Here is a 25,877-nt window from a genome sequence, read left to right on the forward strand (position 1 = left end):
CATGCCTCGCTGGATGGTGCCGCTTGCCCTCGTCGGCGCAGCGCTCCTCATCGTGCCGCTCGTGGCCACCGTACTCAGGGTCTCCTGGGGCGATCTCCCCGCGCTGCTCACGACCTCGTCATCGCTGCACGCCATGGGTCTGAGCCTGCGCACGGCCACGATTGCCACTGTCGCGTGCACGGTGATGGGGGTGCCGCTCGGCTTTGCGTTGGCGTCATGGAACTCTCGGTTTCAGCCCGTGATCAGAGCAACGATGTTGGCCCCGCTGGTGCTGCCACCCGTGGTCGGCGGCCTGGCCCTGCTGTACGCATTCGGCCGTCAGGGTCTCCTGGGACAGACCCTCTCAGCGGGTGGCATCGACATCGCGTTCACCACCACCGCGGTCGTGATCGCCCAGACGTTCGTCGCCATGCCATTCATGGTCCTCGCAACCGAGTCGGCCCTCCGCGCGCGTTCGACGCACCACGAGCGCGTGGCTGGCACGCTCGGCGCCAGTCGCAGCCGGATCCTGCGCACCGTGACTATCCCTGCCATCGCGCCCGCGCTCGCCACCGGCGTTGTCCTCACGTTCGCCCGCGCGCTCGGCGAGTTTGGCGCCACTCTCACCTTCGCGGGCTCAATGGAGGGCGTGACGCGCACCTTGCCGCTCGAGATCTACCTGCAGCGCGAATCTGACACGGCGGCCGCTGTCGCGCTCGCGGTCGTTCTCCTTGCCGTCGCGATCGCGGTCGTCGCGCTGGCGTACCGACCGCTGGGGCGGAGGCCGGCATGACGCCAGCGAGCGGCATGGGCTTGTCCGCGCATGTGGTGGTGCCCGAGCGCGGCGTGGACTGCCGTCTGGAATGCGGCGACGCGCTGGCGTTGGCCCTGCTGGGCCCCAATGGGTCAGGAAAATCGACCGTGCTCGCCGCGCTCGCCGGCACCCTGCCCACGTCAGGGGGCCACGCGCGGTTAGCGGGGCTCGACCTGAGCGGACCTCATATGGCCCCGTTGCCCTCGCGCCAGCGAGGGCTCGCCCTGGTCACCCAACGCGACGACCTGTTCGGGCGCCTCAGCGTGCTCGACAACGTGGCATTCGGCCCGCGCTCGCGTGGCTTCAGCCGCGCCGCCGCGCGCGAGGCAGCGATGAACCACCTCGAAGCATCAGGGCTCGCATCCCTCGCGAACCGCCGGCCCGGGGCGTTGTCCGGCGGGCAGGCGCGCCGCGTGTCGATTGTGCGCGCGCTGGCGGCCCAGCCGAAGGCGCTGTTGCTAGACGAGCCGTTCGCCGGCATCGACGTGGAGGCGGCTCACGCCGTACGCACGCTGGTGAAGCAGGCAGCCACCCACATCCCGTTGATCATGGCCACCCACGATGCCGCTGACGCCTGGCTTCTCACCCCGTCCGTGGTGGTGTTGGACGGCGGCTCGGTGTCGGAATCGGGACCCACGGCGCAGGTCCTCACGCAGCCCCGCACATTGTTCGCTGCGCGGATGGCGGGGCGGGTGTTGGTGGAGGGAACGGTGATGCGAGAGGGACTGCGCGTCTCCGCGACGGCGACCGTTCCTGCGGACACCTCGAAGCTGTCCGTAGGTGAGGTGGCGCGGGTAGCGATCGCGCCGCGCGCAGTGACCCTTGCGGGCCCCGAGCGGGCCGGTGGCATCCCTGACACCGTGGTCGCGATCGACTCGCGTGGAGACTCGGTGCGAGTGCGCGGAGAGACATTGACCGCGGACGTGGACCCGCTCGCGGCACGCGGGCTCGAACCGGGAGCACGCGTCACATTTGTCGTCACCCCGCGCCCGCAGGCGTACGCGCTGACCTAGCCGCCAGCGAAGGGCGGGAGAATATCGACGGTTGACCCCGGTGTGAGCGGGGCGTGGTCGTCGGCCCTCCTGCCGTCCACCATGACGCTGCACTGGCGCAAGACGCGCACAAACTCGTCACCAAAGTCGCTCGCGAGCGTCGCACGCAGGTCCGCCACGCTCGCAGCGTCGACGGTCGCCACCTCAGCGCCAGCAGCCTCACTCGCACCCGCGAAAAGCCGGACGGTGACCGTCATCCGGGCATCTCCTGGAGCCATCCGCGCGCCAGGTCATTGGCAGCTTCGACGGCCTCGTCGAAGGCCTCGACGGCCTGGCCCTCATCTGGCCCGTCCTCCCCGACCGATGCGCGCCCGGCCGCATAACCAATCAGGAAGGTCGTGAGCGGCGCTGACGGTCGCGAAACCGAATGCGCGGCCTCGCGCGCCGCGTCGAGGAGCCTGTCGATGTCCACGACTGCGGTGTCAATCCCCAGTTCCCCCGCCAGTGCTTCGACCCAGGCTTCCACCTGTGTACTCGTCATCCCCACTCCTTTCGCAGACGATTGACATCATTCCAGGTGTCCGCGTCCTGTGCGGCGCGAAGGACTGTCACGTCCACCATCCGCAGGCCCGCCGTGAGCTCCCGCATCGATGCGCCCGCCGGACGCACGCCAGCCAAAGCCCGCTCCAGAGCGCGCGTGCGGTACAGCGCCAAGAGCGGCTGCTCGCGGCCATCCTCATCCACGCCCCACACACCATCGGCCTGAACGCACGACTCAAGCCGGACGTACAACTGCGCCACTGCTTCGCTTGCGAACGGCATGTCGCACGCCAGCACCAGCACTGCGTCACTCCCGCCTGGGAGCGCCCCCGCGCCCGCGGCCACAGCGGCGACTGGACCCGAGAACGGCGGCTCCTCCTGTGTGGAGATCACGCCCTCAGGAAGCATGCGAGGTGGCCCCACCACACAGACCTCACGGCAACCTGCGGTCGCCGAGAGCGCGAGATCAAGCAGGGTCGAGTCCCCCACGTTGACGGAGGCCTTGTCGATTCCCCCCAGCCGCGAGGCACGCCCGCCCGCCACGATGATCGCGTCGGCAATCACTGGCGGGTCCAGTCTCCCGACTTGCCTCCGGTCTTGCGCAGAAGCCGCACGTGACGGATCGAGGTGCCCTTGTCGAGTCCCTTCACCATGTCCACCACGTTGAGCGCGGCGATACTAGCCGCGGTGAGCGCCTCCATCTCCACGCCGGTGCGGTCAGCGGTGTGCGCAGTGACGACGATGTGGACGCCGTCGTCGGCGACATCGACCTCCACATCGACACCGTGCACGCCGATCACGTGGGCCAGGGGCAGGAGGTCCGGAACGCGCTTGGCTCCCGCAATGCCCGCGATACGCGCCACCGCGAGCACGTCACCCTTGGGCACGGTGCCGTCACGCAATGCGGCGACCACCTCCGGGGCGCAGTCAACGTGCGCCTCCGCCGTCGCTGACCTCACCGTGGGTTGCTTCCCGGTCACGTTGACCATACGCGCGTGGCCGTCACTGTCGAGGTGCGTGAAGTGGCTCATCCCATGTTCTCCAAGATGCTCGTCATGATGCCAACCGTATCCCCGGCATAGACCTGCTCGACTTCCGCGGGGACCACCGCGAGCACGCGCCCAGCGGCGAGGGAAGCGACCAAATGCGATCGCGACCCGCCACCGGTCGCGGGCCGCACTGATCCGTCGGACTCCACCACCGCCGGCACAAACTGTGCCCGGCCTGCTGGGCACTTCCAACCCTCGGCCGCAGGAGCCGCCAGGACCTTCGGCTCCACTGCACCCAGCAGCGCCCGCAGCATGGGCCCCACAACCACGTGGAAGGTCACCGCCACGGAGACCGGGTTGCCAGGAAGGCAGGCGATGGGGATCCCGTTGACCGTGCCGAGCCCCTGCGGCTTTCCCGGTTGCATCGCGACAGCGAAGAACTCCACACCGTGACCGGCGAGGTCAGCTTTCACCGGGTCATATGCCCCCACAGAGGCGCCTCCGGCCGTCACGATGAGGTCCGCATCAACACCGGCGAGCGCTGCCGCGACCGCACCCGGGCGATCGGGGCAGCGCGGCAAGACCACGGGGACGCCGCCCACGGCTGTCACCAACATCGACAGCAGGGTCGAGTTGGAATCGACAATCTGGCCGGGGCCCGGCTCCATACCGGGGTCGACCAACTCGTCCCCAGTCGCCAGCACCGCCACCACGGGGCGCCGGCGGACGGCCACCGTGGCGTGGCCGGCCGATGCGGCTGCCGACAACTGCCACGCTCCGAGGAGCTGCCCTGCGGCGACGACGGCGTCCCCCGCACGTGCGTCCTCCCCCGCGCGCCGGATGTGGGCTCCCGTCACCGCGCTTTGGTAGAAAGTCACCTCGGCCGTCGCGGCGTCGGTGTGTTCGACGGGGATCACGGCGTCGGCCCCGTGCGGCACGGGCGCGCCGGTCATGATGCGCGCGCAGGTTCCCGAGTGAAGTGCGGGGGGTTCGCCACTGCCAGCCGGGATGTCGGCCGCCACCCGCATGCGAGTGCCGACGGTGACTTCCGCTGCGCGCACCGCGTAGCCGTCCATAGCCGAATTGTCGAAGCGCGGGCTGTCGTACCGCGCCGTGACGGTCCGCGCGAGGACACGGCCGAACGCTTCGGCCAACGCGACCTCATCAAGGTCGACCGGTGCCATGAGCGAGACCGCATGCGCGACGTGTTCATCGACGGGGCGCATACGCCTCACCTCCGGTGTGCTTTGCCGGCCACCTCAATGTGACGCCAGCGGCCAGTCCTGCCATCGACGATAGCGAGCGAACCGGCCAGCGACGAGTGCGCGCCAGCGGCGAGTCGCACAGCCTCGGATGCCATCGCGGTGCCCACGACGCCGCACACAGGCCCAAACACTGCACCCGCGTCGCACATCTCGAGGTCAAGGGGGTCCGGTCCGGGGAACACGTCCGCGAGCCGGTGGTCCCGGTCAAAGACGGTGACCTGACCGTGCCATCCCTGAACGGCGCCCCAGGCCACGGGTAGACCGGAGTCGTAGGCGGTCGCCTCTATGAGCCGGCGCGCTGGCATAGTGTCGGTCGCATCCACGATGACCGTGTGCTCCGCGAGGAGGTCGTGGGCATTCGCTTCCGTCACGCGTGCGCGCACCGCGGTCACACGGCAGTGTGGCGCGACGCGGGCCAAGGCATCTGCCGCGGCATCAACCTTGACGCGGCCCACGTCCTGGGGGCCATACAGCACCTGCCGATGAAGATTCGTGACCGAAACGTGGTCATCGTCGATCAACGTCAGGGATCCCACACCCGCCGCCGCCAGGTAGAGCGCCGCTGGGCACCCAAGGCCGCCCGCTCCGACGATCGCCACCGCCGCCGTGGCCAACGACTCTTGCCCGCCGGAACCGAAGCCAGTCAGGCCCCGCTGGCGGGTGAACGCGTCAGGCGATGAGGTCATTGAAGTGATCGGCGACAATCTCGAGCAAGATGGGATGGGGGGCCAGCGGACCGGTGACGTAATCCGCGCCGGCATCCTCCAGTCTGCGCTGGAAGAGCCCGGGTGCCAACAGATACGAGGCAACCGCCACGATGCCGTCCTCGCCGTTTGTTCGGGCCTGAGCCACGGCATCGGCCACCGACGGCTTGGGGCCAGCCGCGAAACCGATCCGCACTGGACCTCCCCAACGCTCGCGCAACATCTCGGCGGCGCGTTCCGTGTCCGCCTGCGAACGCGGGTCTGAGGACCCGGCTGCGGCCAAAATCACCGTCGCGTCATGCTCTACCCCCTGCGCGTCGAGCCGCTGCAAGACGATGTCCAGGAGACGTTCGTCGGGTCCCAGGGCCGGAGCGGCGACCACGTCGGCCCGGTGCTCGACGGCTTCCGCAATGTCGACATACACGTGGTAGCCGCCCGCGAGCAGCAGGGGGACCACCACCGCCGACACCCCGTCCCCTTCGGGAATGCCCGCAACCACCTCGTCAATCTTGGGCTCCTGGACGTCGACATACGCCTCACGCACGTCCAGGCCTGTCGCCTCACGCAGCTCTTGCAGCAGGTTCCGGATGGTGAGTTGGCCTTCCTTGGAGCGAGTCCCGTGCGCACAGCCAATCAGGATCGGAGACGTCATGAGCCCGTCACCCCCAACGCATAGCCGCGTTTGACGACCGTCCGCACCAGCGCACGCGAGCCAGCGTTGTCGCGCAGCCTATTGATGGCCGCCTCCACTGCATGTGGCCCGGCCTGCGCACCAGGCAGGAGCGCCCCGAGTTGCTCACGCGTGAGGACGGACCCCTTGGCGGCCGCGAGCGCCTTGAGAATATCGAGACCGGTGGGCGTCAGCGGCAGCACCCGACCGTCGAGAATCGCGGCCGTGGCGCGGATCACCAGCGGCCCGTCCGCAGTGGGGATCGCGCCCGAGGTATCGCTGAAGTGCTTGATGAGCTCTCGCACCAGCGCGCCCAAGCGCCAGCGATCGGGATAGCAGGTTCGCAGGCCGGCTTCCTGAAGTGGAGCGGCCGTGACAGGGCCCACGGAGGCGAGCACCAAAGAACCCGCCTCTACCAGCGCCGCAATGTCTGCCAACGCCCCGGCCTCGCGCACCCCGGCAAGCCACGCTTCGACGCCCGGCGCCGACGTGAACAGCACGGCATCCGCCCGGCCCGTGGCCGCCGCCGTGATGCCGGCGCGGTGGGCCTCAGGATCGACGGGCGGACCCCAGCCATACACCACCAGGCTATGCACCGTAGCGCCCGCATCAGCAAAGGCCTCGTCGAGCCCGTCGGACCCGTTGCCGTGGTGCTGCACTGCGATGGTCAGGCCGTCGACTCCCTCCGCGAGGAGGTAGTCGCGCAGCTCTGCGGCGGTCTCCGATTCCGCGACCCAATCGGCTTGCATTCCGGCAGCCTGAATCGCGCCGCGCGCCTTGGGACCGCGAGCAATGAGCCGCGCCTCAGACAGCACCGTGAGCAGCGGGTCGGCAAGGCCAGCCGCATCCGCAGCCTCAATCCACCCGCGAAAGCCAATCCCCGTTGTCGCCACCACCACGTCCGGCCGCGCGTCGATCAGCGCTCGCGTGTCGGCAACCAAGGCCGCGTCATCGAGATGCGAGATGGTGCTGAGCGCGGGCGCGTGAGCGATGGTGGCCCCCCGGCGCTCGAGTGCGGACGCCAACTCACGTTTGCGTCGGTCAGCGGTGATCACCAGCACGCAGCCGGCAAGGACGTCACCTGCGTCGCTCATCACTCCCCCTTGGGCTCTGGCGTCGCCGCGGCGGTTGTGCCGAGGATTCCCGGCTCCGCGACCTTGCCGACGACGATAACCGCCGGAGGTTTCACTCCTGTTTCCGCAGCAATACCAGCAATGGTTGCCAACGTGCCGTGGGTGACCCGCTCGCGCGCGGTGGAGCCGTTCTCCACAATGGCGACGGGCACACCGGCGTCGCAGCCCGCCTCAATGGCGGACTCGACAATGCGCGGCAGCGCCGTCACTCCCATGAGGAAGACCGTGGTCGCGCCGGCGGCCATTGATGCCACGGCGGCCGGGTCCGCGCCAGCGTGACCTGTCGTGATGTGCACAGACGTGGCGATGCCGCGCTGGGTCACCGGAATGCCCGCGAGCGCAGGCACCGACAGGGCGGAGGAAATACCGGGGACCACTTCCACGGGAATGCCGGCGGCCTGGCACGCGTGGACTTCCTCGCCCCCGCGCCCAAAGACGTAAGGATCGCCGCCCTTGAGCCGGACCACGGTGTTGCCCGCGCGAGCCTTGTCGACCAGAATCCGATTGATCTCATGTTGGGGCACGGGGTGGCGGTCAGGGGACTTCCCCACGTTGATGACCTCGACGTCTGCGGGCAGCGCCACGAGCAATTCGGTGGCTCCCAAACGGTCGGTGACCACGACATCGGCCTCCGACAAGGCCTGCCGACCACGCACGGTGATCAGACCCACGTCACCTGGCCCGGAGCCCACCAAGACGACGCGCCCCTCCCCCGTGCGCCGACGGCGCAGGTCCACCTCGCCGGCGTCGATGTGCTCCGCAACCGCATCGCGTACCGCGCGAATGCGGCGAGGGTCAGGCGATCCAAGCGACAGGACCCCGACTGCCGTCTCGCCGTGGCGACTCATGGCGGCCTGGCGGGCGCTTCCGCGTGACGCGTCCGAGGCGTCGATGCACCACACCCGGCGCGCATGCGCCCACTGGGCGATCTCATCGTTCAGCGAGCGGTCATCCGTGGCGGCGAGCACGAACCACGCTCCGTCGAGGTCCTCAGGAGCAATCCCTCGCCGTTGAACCGTCACGTCTCCGTGGAGGGCGAGCCGTTCAATGTCCTCGCTCACGCGCGGCGCGACGACGGTCACCACGGCGCCATCACCGACGAACCGCCTCACCCGGCGCTCCGCCACCGTGCCCGCTCCAGCGATCACGACGGACTTGCCGCGCAGGTCGAGTCCGAAGAGTACGGTCATTCGCCACCAGCCAGGTTGATCATCACCTGGCCATTGTCGAGGACCACTGGGAAAACGGCCAAGTCGGGGCCGCCGGCGACGGGCTGCTTGTCCATGGACACCAGGCATTCGCCCGTGATCAGGGAAAACACCTGCTTGTAGATCGGGGAGGCGATCGTAGGCTCGTCACCGCGCGAGCCCGTGATGCCGCGACTCATCACCGATGCTCCCGAGAACGGGCACAGGTTCTGCACGGCGTGGACGGAGCCGTCGTCGAGGCGGAAGACCGCGACCTGGGTATCGCCGACGAGAGCCGCGACGCCGAGGTCAGGCACCAGGGCGTCATAGTCACACACGGGAACAGCGGTGGCGGGGACAGTCACAGTCATACGCGGGACTCCGATCGGGAGGCGCCACTCATCGCGGCGCGTTCTGCGGGGGTGGCGGGGCGGCGCTGGCCGCGCTCCTCCACGTATGCCAGGCTGGGATCGGCCTGGTCAGGAGCGTTGACGAAGCTGGTGAACTGCGCGAGTCGCGCGGGGTCCTCGAGGACCGCCTTCCACTCGTCCTCGTACGTGTCGATGTGGTGCGCCATGTGCTCATCGAGGTCAGCGCAGATCCCCAACGAGTCATTGAGGATGACGTCCTTGATGGCGTCGAGCCCGCCCTCGTACTCCTCTTGCCACGGCGCGGTGCGCTGGAGGCGATCCGCGGTGCGGATGTAGAGCATGAGGTACCGGTCGATCACCTGGAACACCGTCGCGTCGTCGACGTCCTCGGCCAACAGTTGAGCGTGCTTGGGGGTGAAGCCGCCGTTGCCGCCCACGTAGACGTTCCAGCCCTTCTCCGTCGCGATGACGCCCACGTCCTTGCCGCGCGCCTCCGCGCACTCGCGGGCGCATCCCGACACTCCAACCTTCAGCTTGTGCGGACTGCGCAGGCCGCGGTAGCGCTCTTCGAGGGCAATCGCCATGCTGGTGGAATCCTGCACGCCATAGCGGCACCACGACGAGCCCACGCAGGACTTCACGGTACGCAGGCTCTTGCCGTACGCGTGGCCGGACTCCATGCCAGCGTCGACGAGGCGCTGCCAGATTTCCGGCAGTTGCTCGAGCCGCGCGCCGAACAGGTCGATGCGCTGGCCGCCGGTGATCTTCGTGTACAGGTCGAAGTCCTTGGCCACCTCCGCGATGACGAGCAGCTTGTCCGGCGTAATCTCGCCGCCGGGGATGCGCGGCACCACCGAGTACGTGCCGTCCTTTTGCATGTTCGCCATGTAGCGGTCGTTCGTGTCCTGGAGCGCCGCGCGGCCGTCGGACAAGACGTGCTCGTTATAGATCGAGGCGAGGATGGAGCCGACGGTCGGCTTGCAGATGTCGCATCCATGGCCGGTGCCGAACCGCTCAATGATGTCGGAGAACGTGGTGAGGCCAGCAACCTGGATTGCGCTGAACAGCGATGCGCGTGACATCGCGAAGTGCTCGCACAGTGCCTCGGAGACCTCGATGCCGGACTTCTCCAGCTCGGTGTTGAGGATCTTCTTCACCAGCGGCAGGCAGGAGCCGCACGCGGTTCCAGCCTTGGTGTGTGACTTCAGTTCTCCGAGGTCGTGGATGCCGTCCTCGTTGACCGCCGCGCGAATGGACTGAGCCGTGACGTTGTTGCACGAGCACACCGTGGCAGCGTCAGGCAGTTCGAGTTCGGGACGCTCCGCCTGACCCTCCGGCAGGATCCAGCTGCTCGGGTCGCCAGGAAGTTCCGCACCCACCATGGGCCGCAAGGTGGCGTAGGCGGAGGCGTCGCCCACGAACATGCCGCCCAGCAGAGTCGAGGCATCGTCGGTCATGACGAGCTTTTTGTAGGCGCCAGAGAACGGGTCGGAATAGACGACTTCGAGCGCCCCTGGCGTCGTGGCGAAGGCGTCGCCGAACGAGGCGACGTCGACTCCGAGCAGCTTGAGTTTGGTCGCGGTGTCGGCACCCAGATAGGCCTCCTCGCGGCCCAGCAAGCGGTGCGCAGTGACGTCGGCCATCGTGTTGCCGGGCGCGATCAGGCCAATCGACATGTGCTCGTCGGCTGCCGCCGCCGCGCACTCCCCGATCGCGGACACAGACGGGTCACTCGTGAGGCACGCATCGTCGACTACTACGCCGCCACGCTCGCCCACAGGCAGCCCCGCTTCGCGGGCGAGTTCGTCGCGCGGCCGGATTCCCGTCGCGAACACCACGACGTCCACCAACTGCTCACCACCGGAACTGAACTTGAGCGTGCCCGCGTTGCCCGAGGCATCGGCCTCAACGGCGGATGTTGCGAGCCCGCACTTGACCTGCACCCCCAGGCGCTGGATGAGGGACTTGAGCGCCTCGCCGCCGGAATCGTCGACCTGCAAGGCCATGAGGCGGTTGGCGAACTCCACGACCGTCGCGGTCGCGCCCATGCTCTGCAGCGCTCCTGCGGCCTCGAGGCCCAGCAACCCTCCTCCGATGACCGCGCCTCGCACGGGGCGGCCCACCAACGTCTGCTTGGCGCGCACCCAGTCCCGCAGCGCGGCGACATCGTCCAGGGTGCGGTACATGAACACGCCGGGAAGGTCGACCCCTGGAATGGGCGGCGCCCACGCGGAGGAGCCGGTCGCCAGCACCAGGTGGTCGTAGCTGCGCTGTGAGCCGTCATCGACAGTCACGGTGCGGGCGGCGCGGTCGATCGATGTCACGCGGGCCCCGCGGTGGAGAGTGACGCGGGGGTCATCCCACAGGGTCGGAGAACCCAAGAGCAGTTCCTCTGGACCCGCCTTGGAGAAGAAGCTCGTCAGCGCGACGCGGTCGTACGGGGCGTACTGCTCTTCGCCGTAGACCTCGACCTCATACCGGCCGGCGTCGTCCGCCTCGCGCAGCGATTGCACAAACCGCTGGGCGACCATGCCAGCACCGACGACGATGATCCGCTGCGCACCCATGTGGTGCCTCCTCCCCTGGCAGCAGCGCGCGCCGGCCATTGTGGCGCTGCGCGCCGCGCGACCGTCGCGCGTTTCCAGGTGATTCGAGTCTAGAAAGCCCACGCGGCACCTATCCATGACTTTGTCCCTAGGGCAGGTCCGTGGGATCCACCCACACGCCCGGGCCGTCGACCAGCACGCGATAGACACGCAGGTGAGGGCTCGCGCCTGGCATGGGCTCCTTGTCCATGGTGACCAGGCACTCGCCGGTCACGAGCGAGAACACCTGCTTGTAGATGGGGGATGCGATCGTGGGTTCGTCACCACGCGACCCGGTGATCCCGCGGCTGAGCACAGACGCTCCTGAGAACGGACACAAGTTCTGCACGGCGTGCACCGAGCCGTCTGTTAATCGAAAGACCGCTATTTGAGTGCCGCTCACCAAAGCGGCGACGCCGAGTTCGGGCACCAGGTCCTCAAAGCCACAGATCCGGACCATGGCGGTGGGGGCCGATGCTTGGGACGGGGCCGATGCCTGGGTGGGCGACGATGCTTCAGTCAGGTTCGCCTCCGCGTCCCGCGGCCGTACGGGGGCGCTCACGAGCGGACCTCCAGTGTCGCGGGTGCGATGAGCACAGCCCCTCCGGCCCTTTCCGCAGGGGTGGCGGGGCGACGCTGACCGCGCTGTTCGACATAGGCAAGCGACGGGTCTGCCTCGTCCGGAGCGTTCACGAAGCTCGTGAACTGGGCGAGCCGCTTGGGGTCGTTAAGCACGGCCTTCCACTCGTCTTCATAGGTGTCGACGTGGCGGGCCATGTGCGCATCCAAGTCCGCGCAGATGCCCAGCGAGTCGCCTATGACGACCTCGCGAATCGCGTCGAGCCCGCCCTCGTACTCTTCCTGCCAAGGCGCGGTGCGCTGGAGGCGATCCGCGGTCCGGATGTAGAACATCAAGTAGCGGTCGATCACCTGGAACACCGTCGCGTCGTCGACATCCTCCACCAGCAGCTGCGCATGCTTGGGAGTGAAACCGCCGTTGCCGCCCACGTAGACGTTCCAGCCCTTGTCGGTGGCGATGACCCCTACGTCCTTGCCACGCGCTTCCGCACATTCGCGTGCGCACCCGGACACACCTAGCTTAATCTTGTGGGGGCTACGCAGGCCGCGATAGCGCATCTCGAGCGCGATCGCCATGCCCACCGAATCCTGCACGCCGTAGCGGCACCAGTCGGATCCCACGCAAGACTTCACGGTGCGCAGGCTCTTGCCGTACGCGTGACCGGACTCCATGCCTGCGTCAACGAGCCGCGTCCAGATGCTCGGCAACTGGTCCAACCGGGCGCCGAACATGTCGATGCGCTGACCGCCCGTGATCTTTGTGTAAAGATCGAATTCCTTGGCGATCTCGCCTATGAGGATCAAGTGCTCGGGCTTGATCTCGCCGCCGGGCACGCGCGGCACCACCGAATACGTGCCGTCCTTCTGCATGTTCGCCATGACCCGGTCGTTCGTGTCCTGGAGTGCAGCGCGGTCCGCCGCCAGCACATGCTCGTTGTACAGCGAGGCCAAGATGGAACCCACCGCGGGCTTGCACAGGTCGCACCCGCGGCCGGTGCCGAAGCGTTCGATGATCTCGGAGAAGGTGCGCAGTTCGGATACCCGGATGGCGTCGAACAGTTGCGCACGGGAGAACTCGAAGTGCTCGCACATAGCGTTGGAGACCTCGATGCCGGACTTCTCCAGTTCGGCGCCGACCAGCTTTTTCACTAGCGGCAGGCACGACCCACAGGAGGTGCCGGCCTTGGTGCATGCCTTCACACCTGCGAGGTCGGTGCAGCCGTCCTCGTTGACCGCGCCGCGAATCGCGCCTGCGGACACGTTGTTGCACGAGCAGATGTTGGCCTCGTCCGGCAGTTCTACGTTGGGGCGCTCGATCGCGCCCTCGGGCAGCAGCCACCCGGCGGGGTCACCGCCCAGTTCCGACCCCACTAGCGGGCGAAGCGACGCGTAGGCCGACGCGTCGCCCACCAAGATGCCACCCAACAGGGTGCGGGCATCGTCGGTCACGACCAGTTTTTTATAGACACCCGCCACCGGGTCCGCATACGTCAGCTCGAGCGCGCCTGGCGTCGTCGCGAAGGCGTCGCCGAACGAGGCGACGTCCACTCCCAGCAACTTGAGCTTGGCGGCGGTGTCGGCACCAGGGAACGTCGAGGTGCCTCCCAACAGGCGGTCGACGGCGATCTCCGCCATGGTGTTGCCAGGGGCAATGAGGCCAATACAGGCGCCTTGGATGCAGGCGACTTCGCCGATGGCAGACACGTGCGGGTCCTCGGTGAGGCACGTGTCATCGACGACGATTCCGCCGCGCTCGCCGATCGGGAGCCCGGCCTCGCGGCCCAGCTCGTCGCGCGGGCGAACACCGGTGGCGAAGACCACGACGTCCGCGAGCTGCTCCCCCTTGTCGGCGAAGGTAAGCCGACCGACGCGGCCGGTTTTGTCGGGCTTAATGGCCTGGGTCGCCGTGTTGCACTTAACGGACACACCGAGCTTCTCGATGAGCCGCGTCAGCGCCTGACCTCCGCCCTCGTCGACCTGCAGGTTCATGAGGCGGTCGGTGAACTGGATGACGGTGGAGTGAGCACCGAGCTCCTGCAGCGCGCCAGCGGCCTCAAGCCCCAACAGGCCACCGCCAATGACGGCGCCGCGAACAGGACGGCCCAGATCCTTGCGTCGCTGCTCCACGTAAATGCGCAGCGCCGCGACGTCATCGATGGTGCGGTACACGAACACGCCCGGGAGGTCGGCGCCCTCGGTGGGGGGCGTCCACGCGTAGGAACCCGTCGCCATGACAAGGTGGTCGTAGGGGTAGGTGACACCGTGCACGTCGGTCACCGTGTGTGCCTCGCGGTCGATCTCGACGACCTTGGCGTCGCGTTCAAGGCGCACGAGCGGGTCGGCCCACAACTCCGGGTCGCCCAACGCGAGATCCTCGGGGTCACGCCCGGTGAAGTAGGACGTCAGTGCAACGCGGTCATATGGAGCGCGCGGCTCCTCCGCGAGGACGGTGACCGCGTAGCGCCCATCGGCGTCTCGCGCGCGCAGCGCCTCCACGAATCGATGTGCCACCATGCCGCCGCCAACGACGACGATCTGAGCTGTGCCGGTCATGATCACCCTTCCCCACGTCCCGCGAGCGCGGGAACCTTGTCGCCTGAGTCCGCGGCGTCCGCCGCGCAGGCCTGAATAAGTTCGCCGACCACCGCACGGCAATCGCCGCAGCCGGTGCCGGCCCGGGTTGCGCGCGCCACCTCATCGACGCTCGTGCAGCCATCGTCGATCGCGGCGACGATGCGCCCCTTGGTGACGGTGTTGCAGTTGCACACCGTGTCCGCGTTGTCCATATCCTTGGGCGACTTCGCTGCGACCCCACCGGTCATGCCTGCCAGCGGCCGGATGATCAGGTGGGCAGGGTCGGAGGGAACGGGCAGCATGCGCGTATACATCGCGGAGAGCTCTGAGGCGCATGCCTTGTCCCCCACGATCGTGGCGCCCACGAGCAGCCCATGGGACACCACGACCTCCACGAACCGGCCAATGGCGGGGTCGGAGATACGCACCGCGCGCAGGTCGCGCTCGCCGTGGTCGCACTTGCCCGACAGCCCCATCGTCACCAGGTCGAGCCCAGAGGCCTTGACGCGCACCACGTTGGTGAGATCGTCCTCAGCGTCCCTGCGGGCAACGGCCCGCCCCGTCCACGCCGCCACCAACCGCGCGGCCTGGTCCCAGCCCTGGGCCACCAGCCCCGTGCCCCCCTCGGGCGGCTGTGCGCAGTCACCGATCGCGAACACGTTCCCGTCGACGGGGCTCGCGCAGTCCTCGCCTACGAGCACGCCACGCTCGCACGGCAACCCTGCGCGACGGGCAAGTGACGTCTCGGGGATGGTGCCTGCGCACATAATCAGCATGTCCGTGAGGACCTGGGTGCCGTCGGTCAGGCGGACGGCCTGCAGCACCCCGCGCCGATCAATCGCCTCGGCGACGGAGGTCTCGGTCACAACCTTGACCCCCAACCGGTGAAGCGACCCTGTGGCGATGCGGGAGGCCGCGTCGCCCAACTGGCGCTCCATCACGCGGGCGGCGTGATGGACCAGGGTGACGGAGAGTCCGCGGGCAGCCAGGCCGGTGGCTACCTCCATCCCCAGCACACCCGCGCCGAGTACCACGGCCCGGCGCGCTTTGGAGATGCGCTTCACGATGCCGGTGGCGTCGGACAGGTCCTTCAGCACGGTGACGCCGGGCATGAGACCGCGGTCGGTGGCGATGCCGTGGATGTCAGGAATGCGTGCCTGAGACCCGGTCGCGAGCACCAACCGGTCGTAGCGATGCACCGTGCCGCTCGAGTCCGTGACCGTGCGGGCTGTGCGGTCAATCTCTGTGGCCCAGATCCCCTGGCGGACCCGCACGCGCTCCCCGCGTGCTGCACTCATCGTGAGCAGGGCGGGGTCAGTGACGCCGGCGACCACGCTGGACAGCAGGACACGGTTGTACGGCTGGGTGTCTTCGCGACCAAGGACGGTGACGTGGGCGTGCGGATCCTGAGCAATCAGGTCCTCAACAAAACGCGAGCCGACCATCCCATGGCCAATGACCACAACGTTCATGACGTCAGCACCTCCTGGGCCGCTGGTGCCGGCGCGATTGCCACCGCGGTGACCTTGAATTCCGGCATGCCGCTGATCGGATCCGTGGCGTCATTGGTCAGGCGGTTCGCGCTGCCCACGCCGGACCAGTGAAAGGGCATGAAAACGGTGTCGGGACGGATGTCCTCGGTGAGTCGCACCGCCGCGAGCCCTTCCGCGCGCGCCGTCGTGAGTGCAGCGATGTCGCCCTCAGCCAGCCCAAGGCGCTCGGCCAAGAGCGGGTGCATCTCAACGAACGGGCCTGGCTGGGCCGCGTTCAGCTCGTCCACGCGGCGCGTCTGCGCGCCCGACTGATAGTGCTGGAGCACGCGCCCGGTGATGAGGTACAACGGCGCGCCTGGCCGGACATCGTCCGCGGGGTCGTGGTGACTGACCGGGATCATCGTGGCGCGGCCATCCGGGGTCGGGAAACGGTCCAGCAGCACGCGCGGCGTGCCAGCGTGACCGGCCCCTGGCACGGGCCAGAACAGTTCCTCGCCGGCGTCGAGACGCTCGTAGGTGATCCCGGAGTAGTCGGCCTTTCCACCGGCCGATGCTCGGGCGAGTTCCGCGAACACCTCGCCGGGGTTGTCAGAAAAGCCGCGCTCCACACCAAGTTCGGCGGCGAGGCGCTGCAAGATCCACAACTCGCTGCGAGCCTCGCCTGGCGCTTTGACGGCCGCGCGGCGGCGAATAATGCGTCCTTCGAGGTTGGTCATGGTGCCGTCCTCTTCCGCCCACTGCGTGACAGGCAAGATGACATCCGCCATCAGCGCGGTCTCCGAGGGCACCATGTCGCACACCACCAGCAGATCAAGCCGCCCAAGCGCCTCGCGGACACGGTCGGCGTTCGGTGCAGACACCACCACGTTCGAGCCGTGCACCAGCAGCGCGCGCGGCCCCTGCGAGGTCCCGAGCTTCGTCAGCAGCGCGACCGCGGGAACGCCGGGACCAGGCAGGGAGTCCGGGTCAACGCCCCACACGCCCGCGACGTGGGCGCGGGCCGCGGGGTCAGTGATCATCCGGTAGCCCGGAAGCTGGTCGGACTTCTGGCCATGTTCGCGCCCGCCCTGCCCGTTGCCCTGCCCGGTGACGGGGCCAAAGCCGGAGCCCTCACGACCGATCAGACCCAAGAGCAATGCAACATTGATGGCGGCGGTGACGCCGTCGGTGCCCTGACTCATCTGCTCCAAGCCCCGCCCGGTCAGGACGTACGCGCCTCGCCCGCCCTGCGCGGGCGAGGCCGAAGCGAGGATCCGGGCCGCGCGGCGCAGGTCCTCGGCCGGGATGCCGCACACCGCCTCGGCGCGCTCGGGCCACCAAGACGCGACCGAGCGCTGGACAGCCTCGAGGCCGCTCGTGCGCTCGGCAAGGTAGCGGGTGTCCGTGAGCCCCTCTGCCACCAGCACGTGAGCGATGGCGAGCAACACCACGAGGTCAGTCCCGGGCACGGGTGCAAGGTGCATGCCTTTGCCGTCGTGGGTGAGCTTCGCGGTCGCCGTCACACGCGGGTCCGTGACGATCAGCCCGCCACGCTCACGCACCCCTGCCAGATGGGCGACGAACGGCGGCATGGTGGCCGCCATGTTCGACCCCACCACCAGGACAGCGTCGGCTCCACCCAGGTCCGCAAGCGGGAAGCCAAGACCTCGATCCAGGCCAAGCGACCGGTTGGACGCGGCCGCTGCGGAGGACATGCAGAAACGGCCGTTGTAATCGATGTATGGGGTTCTGAGCACGACCCGCGCAAACTTCCCCAGCGCGTACGCCTTCTCATTGGTGAGGCCGCCGCCACCGAACACCGCGATCGCGTCACGCCCGTGTTCAGTCTGGATGTCACGGACGCGCCCACCGACCAAGGTGAGCGCCTCATCCCAGCCGGCCTCGCGAAAACCGCCGTCGGCCGTCCGGATCAGCGGGGTCGTGATGCGGTCGCGGGCGCGCAGTACCTCAGCCGAGGTCCAGCCCTTTTGGCACAGCCCTCCCCTGTTGGTGGGGAAATCGCGTCCCGTGACCTCAAGCGGGACTCGGCCCCCTGGCGTCGGCTGCAACGACTGGGCGCATTGAAGCGCGCAGTACGGGCAATGGGTCGCGACCGCACCACCCAGGGGGATGGTGTCCCTGGGCGATGCGGCGCCGTGCGATGCGGGCACGTTTACACCCCCGCCATGCGTGCGCCTTTGCGGACGTAGAGGATCCACGTGAGCAAGGCCATGACGAGGAAGACTCCGATGTAGAGCTGGAGCGCGGGGACAATCGAGCCGTCGAACCACTCGCGTGAGTACTTGTAGACGAAGGGGATCGCGAATCCCCCGAAGGCGCCGATCGCGGAGATGATGCCGACCGCGCCCGCGCTTTGACGCTTGAAGTCCAGCACCGAGGCTTCCGAGCCGTCGCCCTTGACGTCGCGCAGGCGGTTGAAGATCGACGGGATCATCCGGTAGGTGGAGCCGTTGCCGATTCCGGTGAGCAGGAAGAGCGCGAGGAAGGACACAAAGAAGAAGCCAAGGCTCTCCTGCCGGATGCCCTCGACGGCGAGCAGGCCAGCGCCGGCCATGAGCACAAAGGCAATGATGGTGATCCGTGAGCCACCGAAGCGGTCAGCCAGCTTGCCCCCGTACGGGCGGGCGAGAGATCCCAGCAGCGCGCCAAGGAAGCCCCAGCCGAGCGCGATGTCGGGGCGGTCGAATACGACGGTCAGCAGGGTGGGGAACGCGGCCGAGTAACCGATGAAGGACCCAAAGGTGCCGACGTAAAGGAAGGCCATGACCCAGGTGTGTCCGTGGCGCAGCGACCGGGCCGTGGGCTTGGGGTCGGCCTTGGCCTCGCGAAGGTTGTCCATGAAGAGGAACGCGAGGACGGCGGCGACCACGGCCAGCGGCAAGTACATCAGGCCGGCCATAGCCAGACCCACACCGCCGATCCCGATCGCGACGGGCACCAACTTTTGTGCGACGGCGACACCGATGTTGCCGCCAGCGGCATTCAGTCCCAGGGCCCAGCCCTTCTCCTTGTCAGGATAGAAGAACGTGATGTTCGCCATCGACGACGCAAAGTTGCCGCCGCCAAAGCCCGCTGTCGCGGCGATGGCAACCAGGACGCCAAAGGACGTGTCCGGGCGGCCCACCACCCACGCAAGTCCGAGGGTGGGGATGATCAACAGCAGTGCGGAGATGACGGTCCAGTTGCGTCCGCCAAAGATCGGAACGGCGAAGGTGTACGGAACGCGCAAGAACGCACCCACCCCGGAGGTGACAGCCAGCAGCGTCAGGCCCTGCTCCGCGGTCAGCGCCCAGCCGTTGGCACCGGCCTGGATGAGGACTCCCGCGTCGTCGTAGGTGCCGTACATGCGCACCACGACGATCGACCACAGCATCCAGATTGAGAATCCGATGTGCTCCGCGACGATGGAAAAGATGAGGTTGCGGAGGGCAATGCGCTTGCCTGCGGAGGTCCAGAAGGATTCATCCTCCGGGGTCCACCGCTCGATCCAGCGACCGCGGCCCACGACGCCGGGGGCGACAGGTGCGGGCTCGGCAGATGCGGCGACGACGGATGCTTCGCGATCCTGTACGGACATGACCCCTCCCGAGGGTTCCTTGACTGATGGAGCGTCCGGGCCATCGTTGGCACGTGGGTCGCCCCGCATCGGCGGCCCTGTCGGACACTTCTCAAGGTAGGGAGGTGGTGTTTCGCCTATCGGCGGTTTGTGTGAAACTCCTGCGAACTCTTTCTCACTTCACGCTCAGGGGTGACGTGAGGTGAGCCGGCGCGCCGGCTCTCGCGCCCACACATGCGCCTGCATCGTTCAGTGGCAAGAACGACGCAGGCGCACTCGTGAGGGTAGGGAAAGCGGGTGCTACTGCGCCCAGGCCGCGACCGCGGCGACGGTCGCGTCAATGTCGGCGTCAGTGTGGGCATCCGAGACGAACCAGGTCTCGAACGCGCTCGGCGGGAGGTAGATGCCGGACTCATTGAGCGCGTGGAACATGCGCGCGAACGCCGCCGTATCCTGGCTCGCTGCCTGGTCGAAGGTGACGGGCGCGACGTCGAGCCCCAGGAAGAAGGACAGCAAGGTGCCGGCTCGACCCACGGCATGCGTGACGCCAGCGGAGCTGAGCGCGGTCGACACGCCATCCGCGAGCGCGTCCGCCCTGCGAGCGATGCCCGTGTAGACGTCATCGGTGAGCAGCCGCATCGTGACGAGCCCTGCCGCGACCGCCACGGGGTTACCCGACAGCGTTCCTGCCTGATACACGGGCCCCAGCGGCGCGAGCTGATCCATCAGGTCCGCACGCCCGCCCAGCGCCGCCACCGGCATCCCGCCGCCAATGACCTTTCCGAAGGTGACGAGATCCGGCTGCCATGGCTCGACGCCCGCCGCGAGATCGAGGTCGCGCTCGACGCCCCAGTACCCCGCGGGACCGGCACGGAATCCGGTGAGGACCTCGTCGACGATGAACACCGCACCCTCGTTGCGGCACAGCGTTGCGATGAGGCGATTGAAACCGCGCGGCGGCGTCACCGTGCCCATGTTGGCCGGAGCGGCCTCCGTGATCACGGCCGCGATGCGGGGCCCGTGCTCGGCGAAGGCTGCCGTCAGCGCGTCTTCGTCACCGTAGGGCAACACGAGCGTGTCTGCGGCTGCGCCAGCCGTCACGCCCGCGGAGTCCGGCACTCCCGCCGTGGCAAGTCCTGAGCCGGCGGCCACGAGCAGCGCGTCGGAGTGGCCGTGATAGCAGCCGGCGAACTTCACGATCACGTCGCGACCAGTCGCTCCGCGCGCCAAGCGGATCGCGGTCATGGTCGCTTCCGTGCCAGTCGACACGAGGCGCAATCGCTCTGCAGGCGCGTAGCGTCCACGGATTTCTTCTGCGAGCTCGACCTCACGCTCAGTCGTGGCACCAAACGACAGGCCCTGTGCCGCGGCCTCCTGAACGGCTTGCACCACGGTGGGGTGAGCGTGGCCAAGAATGGCCGGGCCCCAGGACCCCACGTAGTCGATGTACTCACGCCCGTCGGCGTCGGTCACCCTCGCGCCCTTCGCCGAGGCGATCGGGGTTGGCTCGCCGCCCACACCATTCCAGGCCCGCACCGGCGAGTTCACTCCACCGGGCAAGATGGCGGCAGCGCGATCACTGCGAACGCTCATGAGTCCTCCTTCAACCACTGCGCGGCGTCAAGCGCCGCGTACGTCAACACAATGTCGCCGCCTGCCCGCACAATCGAGGTGATGGCCTCGAGGTGAGCGGTGCGGCGATCGATCCAGCCGCGCTCGGCTGCTGCTTCGATCTGCGAGTACTCTCCGGACACGTGATAGGCCGCGACGGGCACGGCCGATGCCTGGGCTACGTCTGCGAGCACGTCCAGGTACGGCAGGGCTGGCTTCACCATCAGGAAGTCAGCGCCCTCGGTCTCATCGAGGCTCGCCTCGACCAAGCCCTCGCGCCGGTTGGCCGGGTCCATCTGGTACGTCTTGCGGTCACCGTCAAGCTGGCTCTCGACCGCGTCGCGGAACGGCCCGTATGCGGCTGAGGCGTATTTGGCGCTGTACGCCAAGATGCTGGTGTCTACCAGGCCTTCGGCATCCAGAGCGGCTCGCACCGCCTGCACCTGACCGTCCATCATTCCGCTCAGCCCCAGCACGTCAGCGCCTGCACGAGCCTGCGCGACACCCATCTGCGCGTACACCGCAAGGGTGGCGTCGTTGTCCACGGCCCCCTCGGCGGTGAGGATGCCGCAGTGCCCGTGGTCAGTGAACTCGTCAAGGCACAGGTCCGCCATCACGACGAGTCGCCCAGAGGCCGTCGCGGCCGCCCGTTCGATGGCCCGGTTGAGAATCCCGTCCGCGGCGCACGCCTGCGACCCAGTCGAGTCCCGCACCTCAGGAATGGCGAACAGCATGATGCCGCCAACGCCAGCGGCGACGGCCTCGTCAACAAGGTCCGGCAGTGCGTCGAGCCCGTGCTGCGAGACGCCAGGAAGCGACTCGATGGGGCGAGAACCCTGGAGTCCCTCGCGAACGAACACCGGCAGCACCAACTGAGCCGGTTGCGGGCGCACTTCCCGCACCAGACGCCGCATGGCGGCCGTGGTGCGAAGCCGGCGGGGACGCCGCTGGGGGTATGTCATCGCGACCCCTCGACCTCAGCGGGGGTGTCGGCGCTCGGCGCGCTCGCCTGCGACGTCGCGCTCGATGGGGTGACGGCCGATGCCGCGCTGGCCGGCGTGGGACCGGTCGCCGGGGATACGGTGCTCGAAGCACTGTCGGCATTGGGGACGCTCGGAGCGCTGGGGGCGCTCGAAGCACTGTCGGCATTGGGGTCGCTCGGCGCGCTTGGTTCGGAGGCTGCGTCGGCATCGGCCCGCTCAGCCGCAGCGGGGTCGAGCGCCTCGAGCAGCCCGGCCACAATGCCGTCGTACGACGGGGCCTGTGCCACCGCAGCCACGGTCATTCCTACCGCACGCGCGGAGGCCGCCGTCATGTCGCCGATGGCGATGATGGTCGTGTCAGCGGACATCTCCGGGCAGGTGGTGGCCAGACGCTCCGCAACGGAGCCGGAGGTGAGCAGGACCGCATCGAACGCACCGTCGGCGAGCATCTCGCGCACGTCCGGGTCGGGGCCGTCGCCATCAACGGTGCGGTACGCCTCGACGACATCGACCGTCCAGCCCTTGCGGCCCAAGCCGCGTTCCAGCACTGGCGATGCCAAATTGCCCAACGGCGCCAAGATGCGGCCGCCGCCTTCGGGGAACTCGGCGACAATGCCGCGCGCATTGAGCTTGTCCGTGGGCACCAGGTCGACGGCGAGGCCCACCTGCTCGCACACAGCGCGCGTGGCCTCCCCCACCGTCGCAACCTTGGCCTGCGGCTGCGGGTTACTCAGACGCATGCCGCGGGCGCGAGCGATCCGGTCCATGGCCGTCACCGCGTTGCGGCTCGTCACGGCCATCCAGTCATAGTCCCCGGCGCACCATGCGAGTGTGGCGGCTTCCAGCGCCTCGGGCGACGCGGGACCCGCGATCGCGATGAACTCCACCTCTTCTACCACTGCACCGGCGTCGGCCAGGCGCTGCGCGAGCAGACGGCGCTGTGCCGTCACAGGGACCAAGAGGCGCTTGCCTTCGAGTACGGACAGATCCATCGGTTAACTGCCTCCCATGAGTCGCGCGGCCCCACGGCCGAGCAAAGTGAATCCGGTGCGGCGCCCCAGGCTCGAGGCCTCTGTCGCGGGGCCGCTGGTGGTCTCGTTCAACGCCAACGAGCCGTCAGCGTTGATCACGCGAGCTTTGAGCGTCAGTACGCCATCCTTGACCGTCGCGTGTGCCCCCACCGGCGCGGCACAGCCGGCGTCCAGTACGCCGAGCAAAGCCCGCTCCGCGGTGACCGCTTGGCGGGTAGGCGCGTGGTCGAGGTCGCGTACGGCGACGGCCCAGGCGGGATCCGCGTCGGGCATGATCTCTACCGCGAGCGCACCCTGACCGGGCGCCGGCAGCATCACGGACGGGTCAAGCAATTGCGTCGCGTCCTCGAGCCGGCCCATACGGCTCAGCCCTGCTGCGGCCAGGACCACAGCGTCGAGACCGTCGTGCAACTTCCCCAGTCGCGTGTCAACGTTGCCGCGCAGCCCTTCCACCGTGACATCGGGACGCTGGGCCAAGATCTGAGCGGCGCGCCTGGGTGAGCCCGTGCCAACGCGGGCGCCCGGCGCAAGCTCCGACAGCGACTCGCCTCGCGTGCACAGCGCGTCGCGCACGTCCTCGCGTACCGGGATCGCGGCCAGGTCAAGGTCCGGGTGCGACGCCGTCGGGATGTCCTTCAGGGAGTGCACAATGATGTCGCACACGCCGGCCATGAGGGCATCTCGCAGGGCGTTCACAAAGACGCCGGTCTGGCTGATCCCTACCAGGGGGGTCTGCGATACATCCCCCTCAGTACGGATGAACACCAACTCCACGTCGAGTTCGATTCCCCGAGCGGCGGCGGCCTCGACAATGGCGTCGGCAACCATCCCTGACTGGGTGCGGGCGAGTACCGAGCCACGCGTGCCCAAACGAAGTTTCATGGGGTCAACTCTTTCACAATGCGCACCCTCCGGTATCCGGGTCCACACAGGGCTATGACGAACGCCACGGCCGTCAGTGCCAGCGCCGCCCACGCCGGCGCCTGGTAGCCCATACCCGCGCCAATGATGACGGCACCCAGGCCCGCACCCAGTGCCGATGCCGCATTGAGGGCGGCATGCGACAGCGCGGAGCCCAGTGAGGGCGAGCCGTGCAAGACATCCATCAGGTGTACCTGCGCGGACTGCGAATAGATCTGCGTTGCCACGCCCAACAGGAAGAGCGTGGGCAACGTCACCACGGGATTGCTGCCACCCACACCGATGCCGAGCAACGCGACGCCCGTGAGGACAAGTCCCAGGCGTCCGGCACCCACATGGGAGCGGTCCGTCAACTTGCCCCCGACGAAAGCGCCCGTTGACGTGGCCACTCCCCACATCACGAGCGCCCACGTCACGCTGGTGGCGCTCAGCCCATTGGTGTCTTCAAGCAACGGCACTATGTACGAGAACACGGCGCCGAGCCCGGAGAACCCGACGGTGATCGCGATCAACGCCGTCCACAACGGCACTGACCGGAACGCACGGATCTCGCGGCGCGTGGAGGTGTCCGCATTTCCCGGGACGTCGGGGGTGAAGGCCCACACGGCGGCGAGGGCGACGACGGAAGCAAACGCGACCACTGCATACGCCACGCGCCAGTCGGCGGCGTTCGACAGCCACTGCATGAGGGGCACGCCGACAATCTGAGAGAACGTCAACCCCAACATGATGATCGCGACACCTTGGCCTCGCCGCCCCCGCCCCAGGACGGACATCGCGACAAATGACGCGACGCCCAACAGTGCACCGTGCGGCAGGCCCGTCAGAAAGCGGATGACCATGAGCGACTGAGCGGTGGGGGCCACCACGGTCGCGATCGACAGCGCGGCAAAGGAGGCGGCCAGCGCGATCAGCAGTGGCCTGCGGCCCACGCGCCCAAGCCCGACGAGGATGACGGGTGCTCCGACCACCACACCCAACGAGTAGGCGACCATCGTGTAGCCGAGCACATCGACAGTGGTGTCGAGATCGATGACCTGGTTCTGGATCACCGCCGCGGCGGAGTTTTGTCCCAGGCCGATGACAAAGCCGACCAGGGCAAAGGATGCCAGTACCCAACGCGCTCGAGGCGCGTGCGCGGTGCGCGGCAGCCGCCACCGGGGTTGCCCGGCGGGAATAGTGGAGGGGAGGTCAGTCACCGGCGCCGCGACTGCGCGATGAGGGCCGCAGCGGCCGTGCCGACCACGGCGACCGCAACGATCATCCACACCCATGGGTTGGCCACACCGCCGTCATCGTCCGCGTCAGCGGTCGGCGACGGGCTGGGGCTCACCGAGGCATCCGGGTTGGGCGCGATGAGCTGCCCGTCTACAGGCGACGGCGTCGCTGACGGCAACGGCGCGTCTGACGGTGCTGGCGTCGCCGAAGGCACAGCGGAAGCGCCTCCACTCGACTCATTCGCCTCGGCGCCCGTCGACGCAAGGGTGAAGGCCACCTCACCTTCAATGGGGTGGCCGTCCTCCGCCACGATGCGCCACTGCAACACGGTGTCACCCGCCGGCAACTGCGTGTCCACCGCGGCGCTCACCACAGTGGGATCGGGGTACTCCGGGGTGAGCGCGTGAGTGTCTCCGGCCGAGTCGACCAGGATGAGTTCGGAGCCAATGTCCAGGATCGCCGAACTGAAGACGAGGGAGACGCTGTCGAGCGTGTCCACCGTCGCACCTGCTTCGGGATCAGAGCTGCGAAGTTCGGTGTGGGCCGTCGCCGCTGGGCTCAGGCCAATCATGACGGCGGCGGTAGCGATAAGCGCGATCACGGCGCGCACAGGAGCATTCACAAGTCCGGGCATCTCACCATTGTCACATCGGGGACCAGCGCCGCCGTCACGCGTGCGTCA

General features: G+C 68.2%; 24 protein-coding genes. 2 read left to right on the forward strand and 22 right to left on the reverse strand.

Features of this window, described 5'->3' with window-relative positions; translation table 11 throughout:
• Position 1: 1 nt before the first annotated feature.
• Both AOP75_RS10620 and AOP75_RS10625 read left to right on the forward strand, forming a co-directional pair.
• Positions 2-772, forward strand: coding sequence for an ABC transporter permease (locus AOP75_RS10620; protein WP_369345461.1), 771 nt, complete (start codon positions 2-4; stop codon positions 770-772).
• Positions 769-1,806, forward strand: a complete 1,038-nt coding sequence (locus AOP75_RS10625; RefSeq protein ID WP_062079059.1) for an ABC transporter ATP-binding protein — start codon at positions 769-771, stop codon at positions 1,804-1,806. Before AOP75_RS10620 ends, AOP75_RS10625 begins: the two co-directional genes overlap by 4 nt.
• On the opposite strand, the gene AOP75_RS10630 is transcribed toward AOP75_RS10625, so the two are convergent.
• The 22 genes from AOP75_RS10630 to AOP75_RS10735 form a co-directional block, all read right to left on the reverse strand.
• A complete protein-coding gene (locus tag AOP75_RS10630) occupies positions 1,803-2,042 on the reverse strand; it encodes a MoaD/ThiS family protein (protein ID WP_062079060.1) in 240 nt (79 codons plus the stop codon). The two genes, AOP75_RS10625 and AOP75_RS10630, sit on opposite strands and share 4 nt — an antisense overlap.
• Positions 2,039-2,326: a DUF6457 domain-containing protein gene (locus AOP75_RS10635; protein WP_083966918.1), complete on the reverse strand. Its 288-nt coding sequence runs from the start codon at positions 2,324-2,326 to the stop codon at positions 2,039-2,041. The genes AOP75_RS10630 and AOP75_RS10635 overlap by 4 nt, the downstream gene beginning before the upstream one ends.
• Complete coding sequence (gene mobA, locus AOP75_RS10640) at positions 2,323-2,889, reverse strand: molybdenum cofactor guanylyltransferase (protein WP_062079061.1); 567 nt, start codon at positions 2,887-2,889, stop codon at positions 2,323-2,325. The genes AOP75_RS10635 and mobA overlap by 4 nt, the downstream gene beginning before the upstream one ends.
• A complete protein-coding gene (gene moaC, locus AOP75_RS10645) occupies positions 2,886-3,356 on the reverse strand; it encodes a cyclic pyranopterin monophosphate synthase MoaC (protein WP_062079062.1) in 471 nt (156 codons plus the stop codon). Before moaC ends, mobA begins: the two co-directional genes overlap by 4 nt.
• Positions 3,353-4,540: a molybdopterin molybdotransferase MoeA gene (locus tag AOP75_RS10650; RefSeq protein WP_062079063.1), complete on the reverse strand. Its 1,188-nt coding sequence runs from the start codon at positions 4,538-4,540 to the stop codon at positions 3,353-3,355. The genes moaC and AOP75_RS10650 overlap by 4 nt, the downstream gene beginning before the upstream one ends.
• A gap of 5 nt (positions 4,541-4,545) precedes the next feature.
• Positions 4,546-5,265 (reverse strand): HesA/MoeB/ThiF family protein, encoded by a 720-nt coding sequence (locus tag AOP75_RS10655; RefSeq protein WP_062079064.1) that lies wholly within the window; start codon positions 5,263-5,265, stop codon positions 4,546-4,548.
• Positions 5,249-5,935: a sirohydrochlorin chelatase gene (locus tag AOP75_RS10660; protein WP_062079065.1), complete on the reverse strand. Its 687-nt coding sequence runs from the start codon at positions 5,933-5,935 to the stop codon at positions 5,249-5,251. Before AOP75_RS10660 ends, AOP75_RS10655 begins: the two co-directional genes overlap by 17 nt.
• Positions 5,932-7,047, reverse strand: coding sequence for a uroporphyrinogen-III synthase (locus AOP75_RS10665; protein WP_062079066.1), 1,116 nt, complete (start codon positions 7,045-7,047; stop codon positions 5,932-5,934). Before AOP75_RS10665 ends, AOP75_RS10660 begins: the two co-directional genes overlap by 4 nt.
• The gene (gene cobA, locus AOP75_RS10670; protein WP_062079067.1) at positions 7,047-8,276 is read right to left on the reverse strand and encodes a uroporphyrinogen-III C-methyltransferase; all 1,230 of its coding nucleotides are present in this window, start codon (positions 8,274-8,276) and stop codon (positions 7,047-7,049) included. Before cobA ends, AOP75_RS10665 begins: the two co-directional genes overlap by 1 nt.
• On the reverse strand, positions 8,273-8,644 hold the full coding sequence (nirD, locus tag AOP75_RS10675) for a nitrite reductase small subunit NirD (protein WP_062079068.1): 372 nt from the start codon (positions 8,642-8,644) through the stop codon (positions 8,273-8,275). Before nirD (AOP75_RS10675) ends, cobA begins: the two co-directional genes overlap by 4 nt.
• Positions 8,641-11,211 (reverse strand): nitrite reductase large subunit NirB, encoded by a 2,571-nt coding sequence (nirB, locus tag AOP75_RS10680; protein ID WP_062079069.1) that lies wholly within the window; start codon positions 11,209-11,211, stop codon positions 8,641-8,643. Before nirB (AOP75_RS10680) ends, nirD (AOP75_RS10675) begins: the two co-directional genes overlap by 4 nt.
• A gap of 127 nt (positions 11,212-11,338) precedes the next feature.
• On the reverse strand, positions 11,339-11,791 hold the full coding sequence (gene nirD / locus AOP75_RS10685; protein ID WP_369345462.1) for a nitrite reductase small subunit NirD: 453 nt from the start codon (positions 11,789-11,791) through the stop codon (positions 11,339-11,341).
• Entirely contained in the window at positions 11,788-14,361 is a 2,574-nt protein-coding gene (gene nirB, locus AOP75_RS10690) for a nitrite reductase large subunit NirB (RefSeq protein ID WP_062079070.1), read from the reverse strand. Before nirB (AOP75_RS10690) ends, nirD (AOP75_RS10685) begins: the two co-directional genes overlap by 4 nt.
• A 2-nt stretch (positions 14,362-14,363) precedes the next feature.
• Positions 14,364-15,854, reverse strand: coding sequence for an FAD-dependent oxidoreductase (locus tag AOP75_RS10695; RefSeq protein ID WP_062079071.1), 1,491 nt, complete (start codon positions 15,852-15,854; stop codon positions 14,364-14,366).
• Positions 15,851-17,980 carry a molybdopterin oxidoreductase family protein gene (locus AOP75_RS10700; protein WP_062079172.1) on the reverse strand — a complete coding sequence of 710 codons (2,130 nt, stop codon included), beginning with the start codon at positions 17,978-17,980 and terminating at the stop codon, positions 15,851-15,853. The genes AOP75_RS10695 and AOP75_RS10700 overlap by 4 nt, the downstream gene beginning before the upstream one ends.
• Positions 17,981-18,027: 47 nt before the next feature.
• Positions 18,028-19,452 carry an MFS transporter gene (locus AOP75_RS10705; protein ID WP_062079072.1) on the reverse strand — a complete coding sequence of 475 codons (1,425 nt, stop codon included), beginning with the start codon at positions 19,450-19,452 and terminating at the stop codon, positions 18,028-18,030.
• Between the two features lie 279 nt (positions 19,453-19,731).
• Complete coding sequence (hemL, locus tag AOP75_RS10710; RefSeq protein ID WP_062079073.1) at positions 19,732-21,024, reverse strand: glutamate-1-semialdehyde 2,1-aminomutase; 1,293 nt, start codon at positions 21,022-21,024, stop codon at positions 19,732-19,734.
• The gene (gene hemB / locus AOP75_RS10715; protein WP_062079074.1) at positions 21,021-22,004 is read right to left on the reverse strand and encodes a porphobilinogen synthase; all 984 of its coding nucleotides are present in this window, start codon (positions 22,002-22,004) and stop codon (positions 21,021-21,023) included. Before hemB ends, hemL begins: the two co-directional genes overlap by 4 nt.
• On the reverse strand, positions 22,001-23,017 hold the full coding sequence (locus AOP75_RS10720; protein WP_062079075.1) for a uroporphyrinogen-III synthase: 1,017 nt from the start codon (positions 23,015-23,017) through the stop codon (positions 22,001-22,003). The genes hemB and AOP75_RS10720 overlap by 4 nt, the downstream gene beginning before the upstream one ends.
• 3 nt (positions 23,018-23,020) lie before the next feature.
• The gene (gene hemC / locus AOP75_RS10725) at positions 23,021-23,938 is read right to left on the reverse strand and encodes a hydroxymethylbilane synthase (protein ID WP_062079076.1); all 918 of its coding nucleotides are present in this window, start codon (positions 23,936-23,938) and stop codon (positions 23,021-23,023) included.
• Positions 23,935-25,176, reverse strand: coding sequence for an MFS transporter (locus tag AOP75_RS10730; RefSeq protein WP_062079077.1), 1,242 nt, complete (start codon positions 25,174-25,176; stop codon positions 23,935-23,937). The genes hemC and AOP75_RS10730 overlap by 4 nt, the downstream gene beginning before the upstream one ends.
• Complete coding sequence (locus AOP75_RS10735) at positions 25,173-25,829, reverse strand: copper resistance CopC family protein (protein ID WP_062079078.1); 657 nt, start codon at positions 25,827-25,829, stop codon at positions 25,173-25,175. The genes AOP75_RS10730 and AOP75_RS10735 overlap by 4 nt, the downstream gene beginning before the upstream one ends.
• Between the last annotated feature and the right edge of the window lie 48 nt (positions 25,830-25,877).

The organism is Demequina globuliformis (assembly GCF_000975155.1).
Taxonomy (GTDB): domain Bacteria; phylum Actinomycetota; class Actinomycetes; order Actinomycetales; family Demequinaceae; genus Demequina; species Demequina globuliformis.

Excerpts from the sequence above, each read along its gene's own strand:
- hemC (WP_062079076.1), bottom strand. The coding sequence starts at position 23,938 with ATGAAACTTCGTTTGGGCACGCGTGGCTCGGTACTCGCCCGCACCCAG.
- cobA (WP_062079067.1), bottom strand. The coding sequence starts at position 8,276 with ATGACCGTACTCTTCGGACTCGACCTGCGCGGCAAGTCCGTCGTGATC.
- hemL (WP_062079073.1), bottom strand. The coding sequence starts at position 21,024 with ATGAGCGTTCGCAGTGATCGCGCTGCCGCCATCTTGCCCGGTGGAGTG.
- nirB (WP_062079069.1), bottom strand. The coding sequence starts at position 11,211 with ATGGGTGCGCAGCGGATCATCGTCGTCGGTGCTGGCATGGTCGCCCAG.
- moaC (WP_062079062.1), bottom strand. The coding sequence starts at position 3,356 with ATGAGCCACTTCACGCACCTCGACAGTGACGGCCACGCGCGTATGGTC.
- AOP75_RS10660 (WP_062079065.1), bottom strand. The coding sequence starts at position 5,935 with ATGACGTCTCCGATCCTGATTGGCTGTGCGCACGGGACTCGCTCCAAG.
- AOP75_RS10655 (WP_062079064.1), bottom strand. The coding sequence starts at position 5,265 with ATGACCTCATCGCCTGACGCGTTCACCCGCCAGCGGGGCCTGACTGGC.
- AOP75_RS10665 (WP_062079066.1), bottom strand. The coding sequence starts at position 7,047 with ATGAGCGACGCAGGTGACGTCCTTGCCGGCTGCGTGCTGGTGATCACC.
- AOP75_RS10720 (WP_062079075.1), bottom strand. The coding sequence starts at position 23,017 with ATGGATCTGTCCGTACTCGAAGGCAAGCGCCTCTTGGTCCCTGTGACG.
- AOP75_RS10735 (WP_062079078.1), bottom strand. The coding sequence starts at position 25,829 with ATGCCCGGACTTGTGAATGCTCCTGTGCGCGCCGTGATCGCGCTTATC.
- nirD (WP_062079068.1), bottom strand. The coding sequence starts at position 8,644 with ATGACTGTGACTGTCCCCGCCACCGCTGTTCCCGTGTGTGACTATGAC.
- AOP75_RS10705 (WP_062079072.1), bottom strand. The coding sequence starts at position 19,452 with ATGTCCGTACAGGATCGCGAAGCATCCGTCGTCGCCGCATCTGCCGAG.
- AOP75_RS10630 (WP_062079060.1), bottom strand. The coding sequence starts at position 2,042 with ATGACGGTCACCGTCCGGCTTTTCGCGGGTGCGAGTGAGGCTGCTGGC.
- AOP75_RS10620 (WP_369345461.1), top strand. The coding sequence starts at position 2 with ATGCCTCGCTGGATGGTGCCGCTTGCCCTCGTCGGCGCAGCGCTCCTC.
- AOP75_RS10635 (WP_083966918.1), bottom strand. The coding sequence starts at position 2,326 with ATGACGAGTACACAGGTGGAAGCCTGGGTCGAAGCACTGGCGGGGGAA.
- AOP75_RS10695 (WP_062079071.1), bottom strand. The coding sequence starts at position 15,854 with ATGAACGTTGTGGTCATTGGCCATGGGATGGTCGGCTCGCGTTTTGTT.
- nirB (WP_062079070.1), bottom strand. The coding sequence starts at position 14,361 with ATGACCGGCACAGCTCAGATCGTCGTCGTTGGCGGCGGCATGGTGGCA.
- AOP75_RS10625 (WP_062079059.1), top strand. The coding sequence starts at position 769 with ATGACGCCAGCGAGCGGCATGGGCTTGTCCGCGCATGTGGTGGTGCCC.
- hemB (WP_062079074.1), bottom strand. The coding sequence starts at position 22,004 with ATGACATACCCCCAGCGGCGTCCCCGCCGGCTTCGCACCACGGCCGCC.
- AOP75_RS10650 (WP_062079063.1), bottom strand. The coding sequence starts at position 4,540 with ATGCGCCCCGTCGATGAACACGTCGCGCATGCGGTCTCGCTCATGGCA.